This window comes from Microcoleus sp. Aus8_D2, from assembly GCF_036702665.1.
Taxonomy (GTDB): domain Bacteria; phylum Cyanobacteriota; class Cyanobacteriia; order Cyanobacteriales; family Microcoleaceae; genus Microcoleus.
Genome location: NZ_JAUBUN010000034.1, coordinates 76178 through 85860, shown reverse-complemented (window position 1 = coordinate 85860; position 9683 = coordinate 76178). Strand labels below are relative to the sequence as shown.

The 9683-nt window shown below is 49.2% G+C and carries 5 protein-coding genes; 3 read left to right on the top strand and 2 right to left on the bottom strand.

The window, feature by feature from the left end; all coding sequences use genetic code 11:
• Positions 1-149: 149 nt before the first annotated feature.
• On the top strand, positions 150-1091 hold the full coding sequence (rbsK, locus tag QUB64_RS23490) for a ribokinase (RefSeq protein WP_333275522.1): 942 nt from the start codon (positions 150-152) through the stop codon (positions 1089-1091).
• Between the two features lie 199 nt (positions 1092-1290).
• Here rbsK and QUB64_RS23485 read toward each other — a convergent pair whose 3' ends face one another.
• The gene (locus QUB64_RS23485; protein WP_333275524.1) at positions 1291-2565 is read right to left on the bottom strand and encodes a ribulose bisphosphate carboxylase small subunit; all 1275 of its coding nucleotides are present in this window, start codon (positions 2563-2565) and stop codon (positions 1291-1293) included.
• Positions 2566-2693: 128 nt separating this feature from the next.
• Here QUB64_RS23485 and QUB64_RS23480 point away from each other — a divergent pair, with 128 nt between their 5' ends.
• Both QUB64_RS23480 and QUB64_RS23475 read left to right on the top strand, forming a co-directional pair.
• A complete protein-coding gene (locus QUB64_RS23480) occupies positions 2694-3968 on the top strand; it encodes an aspartate aminotransferase family protein (RefSeq protein WP_333275526.1) in 1275 nt (424 codons plus the stop codon).
• Positions 3969-4696: 728 nt separating this feature from the next.
• Complete coding sequence (locus QUB64_RS23475) at positions 4697-8323, top strand: CHAT domain-containing protein (protein WP_333275528.1); 3627 nt, start codon at positions 4697-4699, stop codon at positions 8321-8323.
• Between the two features lie 496 nt (positions 8324-8819).
• Here the strand turns inward: QUB64_RS23475 and QUB64_RS23470 are convergent.
• Positions 8820-9683: CAAD domain-containing protein (locus tag QUB64_RS23470; protein WP_333275530.1), on the bottom strand; the 864-nt coding region annotated here is incomplete at its 5' end.

Sequence of the window (9683 nt, the reverse complement as noted above, 5' to 3'; positions counted from 1 at the left end):
TTCCCAATTCCCAATTCCCAATTCCCAATTCCCAATTCCCAATTCCCAATTCCCAATTCCCAATTCCCAATTCCCAAATTAAATATTAAAATCAGAGGACTGAAGTCCTCACTACAAACCTAATTATCAATTACCCAATTCAACAATCCATGAGCATCATCGTATTTGGCAGTATCAATATCGACCTAGCAGCAAAAACTCCCAGATTGCCGCAACCGGGGGAAACTATCATCGGTAGCAATTTTTTCACAGCCGGCGGCGGCAAAGGAGCAAATCAAGCCGTAGCAGCGTCGCGTCTCGGCACTTTTACCCACATCATCGGTCGCGTCGGCAATGATAAATTTGCTGAAGAATTATTGACAAGTTTACAATCTTATGGTTTGAGTACAGACAATGTATTAATAGATAAAAGCACTCATTCAGGTGTGGCAATTATTGCTGTAGATGATAGCGGTCAAAATAATATTATTGTGATTCCGGGTGCAAATAATAATGTTGGTGATGCAGATATAGAACGTCTTAAAAAAGTGTTGCCTGAAGCTACATCGTTGCTGTTACAGTTAGAAATGCCGCTAGAAGTTGTTCAAAAAGCCGCAGTTATTGCCCGTGAAGCGGGGGTGCGAGTTATTCTCGATCCAGCGCCGGCTGTGGCGGATTTGCGGTTAGCGGAGCCCTCTTCGAGGATCGAACTTTATCCGCTAATTGATATTATCACGCCGAATGAAGTGGAAGCTGGCCAGTTAGTCGGTTTTCTGGTGAATGACACAGAAACGGCGATTCAAGCTGCCAAACACTTGCAGCAGCGGGGTGTGGAGAATGTTATTGTCAAATTGGGCGATCGCGGGGCGGTTGCTGTGACTGCGGATGAGAGCTTTTTTGTGCCGGCTTTTGCTGTGGAGGCGATCGACACTGTGGCTGCTGGCGACGCTTTTAACGGCGGGTTGGCTGCGGCGTTAGATGGCGGGCGATCGCTGTCAGAGGCGGTGGTTTGGGGCTGTGCAGCGGGTGCTCTGTGTGCAACTAAGGTGGGTGCTCAGGTTGCTATGCCCGATCGGGCAACCTTTGATAATTTTTTGCAGAATTTAGTTTGAATTTGTCAGGTATTGTAGGGTGCGGTTATCAGGTTGGTAGTGAGGACTTCAGTCCTTTGATTTTAGGAAGGACTAAAGTCCTCACTACAAACGGTTATCAGGTTGGTAGTGAGGACTTCAGTCCTTTGATTGGAGATGCGGACTAAAGTCCTCACTACAAACCAATTACTGGATTTTTTTAGGTGCGGTGAAGCACAGCCTACTTTGGCCGCTGAATAATTGTTTCAACTACCCGGCGCTTGACTTTTGGATCGATACCAATGAGCCGCACGTATTCCCCGCCGTGTTCCGCCAAGCAAGTTTCTAAAGATGCAACCACATCTTTTTCCTGTGCAGTTTTAATTGTCGCACAACTTTGCCACGAACCAGTTTTAAAGCGGCGATTGTCTGCATATTCCATACCAATTTTGCAGCCCCTTGCTAACAATTGCTGCACTTGTTCCAATACCTCGCCACTCAGCCGCGCAGCTTTACCGTTACTAACGGTCGAACTTGGCTCGACGTAAGCTTTATAATATTTCGATGACGGGTCGTTTTTTTGATTCTGTGTCGGCGCAGCAGCAGGAACATTGACTGTTCCTGGAACGTTGAAAAGCCGCGATTGGTTGTATTCATCTACTAAGCGCATTTCCTGCACCCGCTTTTGTTGGCCAACCATCAAACTGCCCATTTCTAATAAATGTTCGAGGCTGAAATTTGGGTTCGGGAAATCTGGCGGTGCTTCCAAAGTGTTTACCAAACGCTTGGAAACTCGCTCGATTCCTATTTGGTGAATGAATTCGCGGATTTGTTCGTCGTAAATGCGCGATCGCAAAGCGCTAAAAAAGTCGATCGCCTGAGCTGCAAAATTATCAACTAACCCCACTATCTCGGTTGGTGACAAATTGTCCGACTGGAAAATTCCGCCAACAATCCCAATTTTATCATCCCGGCTGGGTTCCCAATAAAACTTTTCCATCCGCCCGTCGCGAATCAGCGGCGCGTAAAGGGTAGCAAAGTCATTTCCGGTGACAATAATTGGTACTCTGTGCAGTGGCGTGCTGTCATAACTTCCCGGTAACTGCACGTTAGTTGGATTGTCCGCAATATTCATCAGAGTGGCATTGACCATCTGAGTATTTACAGTATATTGAGTAGTAGTATCGAACCTGCCAGCTCCGGCATCTAAATCGTTAATAAAAATTGCGCACATCTCGCCCCGCACCCGAATTTGCTCGGCAGCTTCGCGGTAGCGCAAACGAATTAAACGCGCCGGATCTCCGGCATCTGGACTTTCTAATTCCCCGCCAGATATCATCACTGGTTCAAAGCCCATCCGCCGAAAAACCAGTTCGGTTTGAAAAGTTTTGCCTTCTCCTTTGCGGCCGTGAACTCCCAAAATCAGGGGAACTCTTACACCGGGCAAATTTAAAAAGTTCTTAGTGACGTGCACCGCAACTTTATCGAGAAAGTTAGGAGAAATGTAATAACTCATCGGTAGATTTGTGAGGGATTAATTGCTGTTACTGTTATGAGTTTATGACAAAAGTAACAGTCTACACCGCGAAGCTGGATTTTTGCCGTACAATCGAGGTTTAGATATTATCTGTTAAGGAGCAATTCGTGAGTCCAGAAACCTTACTAAAAGAACCCTTAGTGCAAGCCGCCGAAGCCAGTGCGTTCAGTTCTGAGAGCTTCGACAGCTATGTCATGACTACTTACGGGCGTTTTGCGATCGCCCTGGAACGGGGCCTCGGCTGCCGCGTTTGGGATACCGAGGGCCGCGAATATCTCGATTTTGTGGCGGGTATCGCTACCTGCACTCTGGGACACGCCCACCCGGCGATGATTGCAGCGGTAACTCAGCAAATTCAGACTCTACACCACGTTTCTAATCTCTACTACATCCCCGTACAGGGCGAGCTGGCGAAGTGGCTTGTAGACCATTCTTGCGCGGACAGAGCTTTCTTTTGCAACTCCGGCGCGGAAGCTAATGAAGCGGCGATTAAACTTGCCCGCAAGTACGCCCACGAAAAATTAAATATCTCCAATCCGACAGTCATTACTGCTGTTGCTAGTTTCCACGGGCGGACTTTGGCGACGATTACGGCGACGGGACAGCCTAAATATCAGAAGGGTTTTAGTCCGTTGGTTCCGGGATTTCACTACGTGCCTTATAACGATATTAGCGCGATCGAACTGGCGATCGAGGAACTCGATAAAGACGAACGCCAAGTAGCTGCAATTATGCTGGAAGCGCTGCAAGGTGAAGGCGGAGTTCGCCCGGGAGATATCGCTTACTTCCAGCGGATTCGGGAAATTTGCGACGAAAAAGGCATTTTGCTGATTCTCGATGAAGTGCAAGTCGGGATGGGACGCAGCGGCAAATATTGGGGTTACGAAAACCTGGGGATTGAACCGGATATCTTTACCTCTGCGAAGGGGTTGGGCGGCGGTATCCCGATCGGCGCTATGCTTTGCAAGTCTCACTGCGATGTTTTTGAACCGGGAAGTCACGCCAGCACTTTCGGCGGCAATCCTTTTGCTTGCGCTGTCGCTTTGTGCGTGTGCCAAACTTTAGAACGGGAAAACCTGCTGGAAAACGTCCAGCAGCGCGGGGCACAGTTGAAAGCTGGCCTCAACAAGCTGGCGGCTGCATATCCGAATTTGATTGCGGAAGTGCGCGGCTGGGGCTTGATTGTCGGCCTGGAATTGCAGGCTGATATTGCACTGACATCGGCTGATATTGTCAAATCTGCGATCGCCGCTGGTGTGCTGTTGGTTCCCGCCGGGCCGAAAGTGCTGAGGTTTGTTCCGCCTCTAATTGTTTCTGCTGCTGAAGTCGATCGGGCTTTGCTTGCTGTTGAGGAAGCGCTGCGCTCTCAAGCTGTACATTAAATCTACTGAGTAGATTTTTGTGAACTGTAGCGCTGCAACTGTCGTAATATGCAGGCGCGCTATTCCTGAGAAACCCGGTTTCTTAGCCTCATACCGTGTTCGATCGATCGCAATCAGATACGTTCGTAGTGCCCAATTCATTCCGCAGCATTAGAGCGGACGCCAGGACGCACTACAAACAGTCCCTATCAGGGTAAAAGTAAACCCGCTCCGCTGCAAGTCTGTCGGGGCGGGTTTATCCAGTTTGGACTTACCCAGAAACCTGTTTTTTAGGCAAATGCACTGCGCTATGACGATGTGTATGCTGGAAAAACCGGGTTTTTTTAATACTTCTAGGTCAGTATTAAAGTTAATAGACTCCCGGTTGGGATTTTTTCACTGCTCCCGAATGCCGATCGACTTCAAATATCTCAAGATAAAATTAAGTTTTATCCTCGACTCGAATATTGTCTGTGAAACCCGCCCCGAAAGACTGACGGCGCCTTTGACCGGGATTTTACTAAACACCAACGCGCAAAATAATATTATTAGCGATTGTAGGTGCTAGTCTCGCTATCTGCCTGTCTGTTGCAACTTGTGAATTTTGGTTTAACTGATTCCATCCTTTAAGCTCTATAATCCGTCGGAGACTCGTACCTCGGGTTCGGGAGCGAAATTTAAACAGTTCCTGATTTAATTGGCTGCACGGAAGCAGCAATCCTATCGTTAATAGTTCGGCGGAATGCACGATGGACGAACAGCGTCGCGAAACTGATGTTAATATGCTCCGAGCGCTGCTGGAAAATCCTGTGGACTCAGGAATAGATTTGATTTTGAGGACTGACTCAAAGTCGATCGACTTTGGGTTTGTGCAAACGCTTTACTTGGAAGTGCCACCACTGACGCGAGACAGTTTGCTCAAAGCTGCTAAATTTTTCCAAAGGGCGATCGCACCCTTAGAATCTGCCAAGGGCAATTCTCAATTATCCGCAACCGGGGCAGCATATCTGACTTTTTTAGCAGAAGTATTGCAAGCAGCGGCGCGCAGCGTTGATTCACAGCACCTGTACGCGCTGCTGAGAAACAATTTAGACAAACTCGACCAGAATTTCGCAGAACTACTGCGCCGCTGGGCAACTTTGGTACTCCCTACTGCCAAAGCATCGGAGGCTAGGCGCATTGCAGCCCTAATTGGCAATCTGAGCAACAAAATTGGGCGCTTTCCCCTCGGGAGCAAGGCGAATAACTTGGAAATCGAAATTGCCGGTTACGAAACGGTTGCTAAGGTGTTTACTCGCAGAGAATTTCCCCAAGAGTGGGCAGTCATGCAAAACAATCTGGGCAACGCTTACACCGATCGCCCCAAAGGCGATAAGGCTCAAAATATCGAAATTGCGATCGCTTGCTTTGCCAATGCCCTGCAAGTGCGAACTCGCGAACAGTACCCGGAACAGTGGGCGACGCTGCAAAACAATCTGGGAAACGCTTACAGCGAGCGCCTCAGGGGAGATGCGGCAGATAATCTAGAACAGGCGATCGCCTGCTATCAAAACGCGCTGCAAGTTCGCAACCGCGAGGCTTTCGGGGGAGATTGGGCGAGCACTCAAAACAATCTCGGCCGCGCTTACAGCCGCCGGCTGCGGGGCGACAAAGCCCAAAATCTGGAACAGGCAGTCATTTGCTACCACAATGCTTTGCAAGTCTACAACCGCAAGACTTTTCCCCGGCGCTGGGCCACGACTCAAAATAATTTGGCAAATGCTTACTGTGAGTTCCTGCGGGGCAACCGAGCCGAAAATCTCGAATACGCCGTCAACTGCTATCAGAGAGCTTTGCAAGTGCGGACTAAGGAGGCTTTTCCGCTGCAATGGGCGACGACTCAAAGGAATTTGGGCCGGGTGTTTGTCGATCGGATTAAAGGCGAAGGAGTGGAAAATCTGGAAATGGCGCTCGCCTGCTATCAAAACGCTTTACAAGTCTACACTCGCATCAAATTTCCCGAAGCCTGGGCTGCGATTCAAACTTCTCTGGGCAGGATCTACACCAGGCGAGTGAAAGGGGAAAAAGCCGAAAATATCGAAATGGCGATCGCCTGCTATCAAAATGCTTTGCTGTTTTGCAACCGCCAAAAAACTCCCGAACGCTGGGCAATGCTCTGCGCCTACCTCGGGCGCGCTTTTTGCGAACACGTGAAAGGGGAAAAAAACCGCAATCTCAAAAGCGCGATCGCCTGCTATCACAATGCAGCCCAAGTCTACACCAAGCAGGGTGCTCCCTACCGCTGGGCAATGCTGCAAATTTATCTGGGGCGGGCTTTTTCGGAACTGACGGAGACGGAAAAGTCGTCTCACCTGGAAAGTGCGATCGTCTGCTATCACAGTGCAGCCCAAGTCTACACTCGCGAAACCTATCCCCACAGATGGGCGCAAATTTTATTTTATTTGGGTGAAGCTTACCGAGTTCGAGGCGACTTGCTTGGCGCCTACGGGGTTTTTACTGCTGCTGTGGATACTGTTGAATTCTTGCGCAGCGATGCTGGGGTTGATGCGGCCGATTTGGGCGATGTGGCGAGTACCTCAAAAGCCAAATTAGCCAGCACCTGGACAGGACTCTATAAGTGCCTGGTGCAAGTTTGCCTAGAACTCGGCCCCAGCCAGCCGGAATACTACGCTAGAGCCCTGGAATACGTCGAACGCCACAAAAATCGGAATTTGGTAGAACTGCTGGTTAAATGCCAGTTGACGCCGAAAGGCGACATTCCGGCAGCGGTGCGCAGCGAGTTGGAGTCTCTGCAACTGGAAATCGCTCTGGAACAGCGGTACCAAGAACAACGAGAGTCCGATCCCAACACTACCTTGATTTCTGAGGGCGACAGTCAAGGTTTGAACAGCGGTTCTCTGCTGCCGAACTCTGACTTCATGCGCTTAAATCAATTGTGGCGGCAGTTTGATGGGTTGATTGCTCGCGAGGTGCAGGCAAATGACCCTTTCTTCAGCTTAGCTCGCAAAGTTGAACCGATCGCTTTCGAGCAAATTCTCGAATTGTTGCCTGATGCCAATTGCGCTGCTGTGGTGTGGGCGAGTTTGGGGGATTTGCTGGTGGCTTTTGTGGTGGTGAAGAGTGCACAATATCCCGCCGTTCACCTGTGTTCGCCGGAAAATGCTTTGGCTGCCGAAACTTGGGCCCGAGAGTACCTCAGCGCTTATTCTGAGCAAAAAGGTCGCTGGATCAATCATCTCCCGGGTCGCCTCAAACGCTTGGCCGCGCTGCTGGAAATCGATCGAGTGGTGGCGCTGATTCCGGAGAATTGCGATCGGCTGATTTTTGTGCCGCACCGATTTTTGCACGCTTTGCCGCTCCATGCTTTGCCTCTGGGGGTGAGAGACGGGTTTGAGGACACCGGGGGCAGTTTTAGGTCTCACTGGGGCGATCGCAGCGGTTTCGATCTGGAGACGCACGGCGGTTCGGATTTTTCTCAAAGTTCGGCTTTTGGGGACGTTTCACTCCCTACTGCTTATTTGCTCGATCGATTTACTAGAGGAATTCGCTATGCTCCTAGTTGCCAGCTATTGCGGTTGAGACAAATCGCGCGCAGCGCAGCTATTGGCCGCTACAGACCGAATTTGCAGCACCTGTTGGCAGTTCCCACTTTCAGCAGAGATGCGCTTTACAGCAACCTTGAAATCGGCAATATTTCCCAGTATTTTTCCAGTGCAGAAGTTTGGCGCCACAAGCCGACAATTAAAGAGGCTTTTTCGCGAGCAATGTCTGTAAATGATGGGGATTCACCAGGGAAAATAGGGCAGTTGCAGCAGAAAAAATGCGCTCACTTTGCTTGCTTGAGTGTGCTTGATTTGGCAGGATCACTCAAATCAGGCGTATTTTTGAGAAATGATTTTCTGAGTTTGGAGGAAATTTTTAATCTCGATTTTAGGCAATACTTTTTAGTGACTTTATCGGCTGGCGAAATTGCGGCAGGCTCCCTGGGCGGTGCTGAAGATTTTGTCGGTTTGTCGGCGGGTTTCTTGTATGCTGGCACCTCTAGTGTTGTCAGCAGTCTGTGGAAGGTGAACGATGTTTCGACGCTGCTGTTGATGAGCAAGTTTTATGAAAATCTCGGACAGTTTCCTCGGTTGCAGGTGGGAGATGTGGCGCGAGCTCTTTCGGAGGCTCAAAGGTGGCTGCGGGATTTGACTGGCGAGGAATTGGAGGTGTTGCTGGCGGATTTTCAGCCTCAAATTTCGCAAATGTTCGATCGGCTTTCTCAAAGTTCTCGCTTGATTGCTGAAGCATCTTTGCAGCAAATTCGCCACCGCAAACCCTGTCCTTTTGCCAATCCCTATCACTGGGCAGCTTTTACGGCTGCTGGGGTTTAGTCCTGCCGTCATGAGTCATGACTCCTGCCGTCATGACTCCTGCCGTCGGGCCGTCGGGCCGTCATTAGTTATCGTAGGGTGCGGATCCATTGAAAATACCTCGCATTCCATCGACAATCTGACAGATCCGCACCTGACACTTCGGGCCCGTGGAAACCAGACAAACAGTTGTTTTGTAGACAGTCTGCTCGCTATGATACTGGTGCGGATCTGTCAGATTGTCGGTTTGTATTGAGGGATTTTTAAGGGATCCGCACCCTAGGGCTACTGCTGGTGCGGATCTGTCAGATTGTCGGTTTGTATTGAGGGATTTTTAAGGGATCCGCACCCTAGGGCTACTGCTTTGGTAATTGGTAATTGGTAATTGGTAATTGGTAATTGGTAATTGGTAATTGGTAATTAATCTACCTTCTATCTTCATTAAAAAACCCGACACTGACAACAGATTTAAAATTGTCAGTCTCGGGCGCAAATTCAACAAATTACCAGTAAAAGTTTAGGACTTTTTGCCAAAAACTTGTTCTTTCAAAGCTTGAATTTCTTGACCTAATTGTTGGCGGTTGGAAGAGCGCAACAAATAGCGGTAGATAAACCACGCACTGTATCCGATACCAATTAGCTCGAAAGTAGGTGCTAACAGGGGGATGTCGTTGAGTTCGTCTACAATGCCCAAAAGCACTTTCAAAGAAACAATCGAGGCTACAATTAAGCCAACAACTGTCAGGGGACTTTTGTACTGCTCGTAAAAGTTGCCGATGTAAGTGGGAAACTCAGACAAAATTGAGATAACTTGTTCTTTGATTTGCTGGGTCTGACTTGGTGTGTCGTCAGTAATTACGACTTTTGTTGTACCGCTAGAACTGTCTGCTTCATTTCCGGCAGGAATTTCGGTGATGATAACGGTTGTTTCTGGTTCGTTTGATGAAGTCATTTCTCCACTCGCAATAGTTTTTGGCTGGTTGGGGGCAGGTATTTCAACTGCGGCTGCGGCTGTTTCAACTGCCGAAATATCGACTGCTGAAACCTCCGTTCCGACTGTTGAAACAGCCGGTCTTTCGACTGCTGTAACTTCCGCTGCTGGTTCAAGAGTCGGCGTTTCGACTGCTGTAGCTTCCGCTGCTGGTTCAAGAGTCGGGGTTTCGACTGCTGTAACTTCCGCTGCTGGTTCAAGAGTCGGGGTTTCGACTGCTGTAACTTCCGCTGCTGTTGGTTCCACCCCCGGCGTTTCGACTGTTTCAAGAGTCGGTGTTTCGACTGTTGAAACCTCTGCTGCTGCTGTTTCAAGAGTCGGGGTTTCGACTGCTGTAACTTCCGCTGCTGCTGGTTCAAGAGTCGGTGTTTCGACTGTTGAAACCTCTGC

Bases quoted from the DNA above. Each gene is read 5' to 3' on its own strand.
- rbsK (WP_333275522.1), top strand. From the start codon at position 150: ATGAGCATCATCGTATTTGGCAGTATCAATATCGACCTAGCAGCAAAA.
- QUB64_RS23485 (WP_333275524.1), bottom strand. From the start codon at position 2,565: ATGAGTTATTACATTTCTCCTAACTTTCTCGATAAAGTTGCGGTGCAC.
- QUB64_RS23475 (WP_333275528.1), top strand. From the start codon at position 4,697: ATGGACGAACAGCGTCGCGAAACTGATGTTAATATGCTCCGAGCGCTG.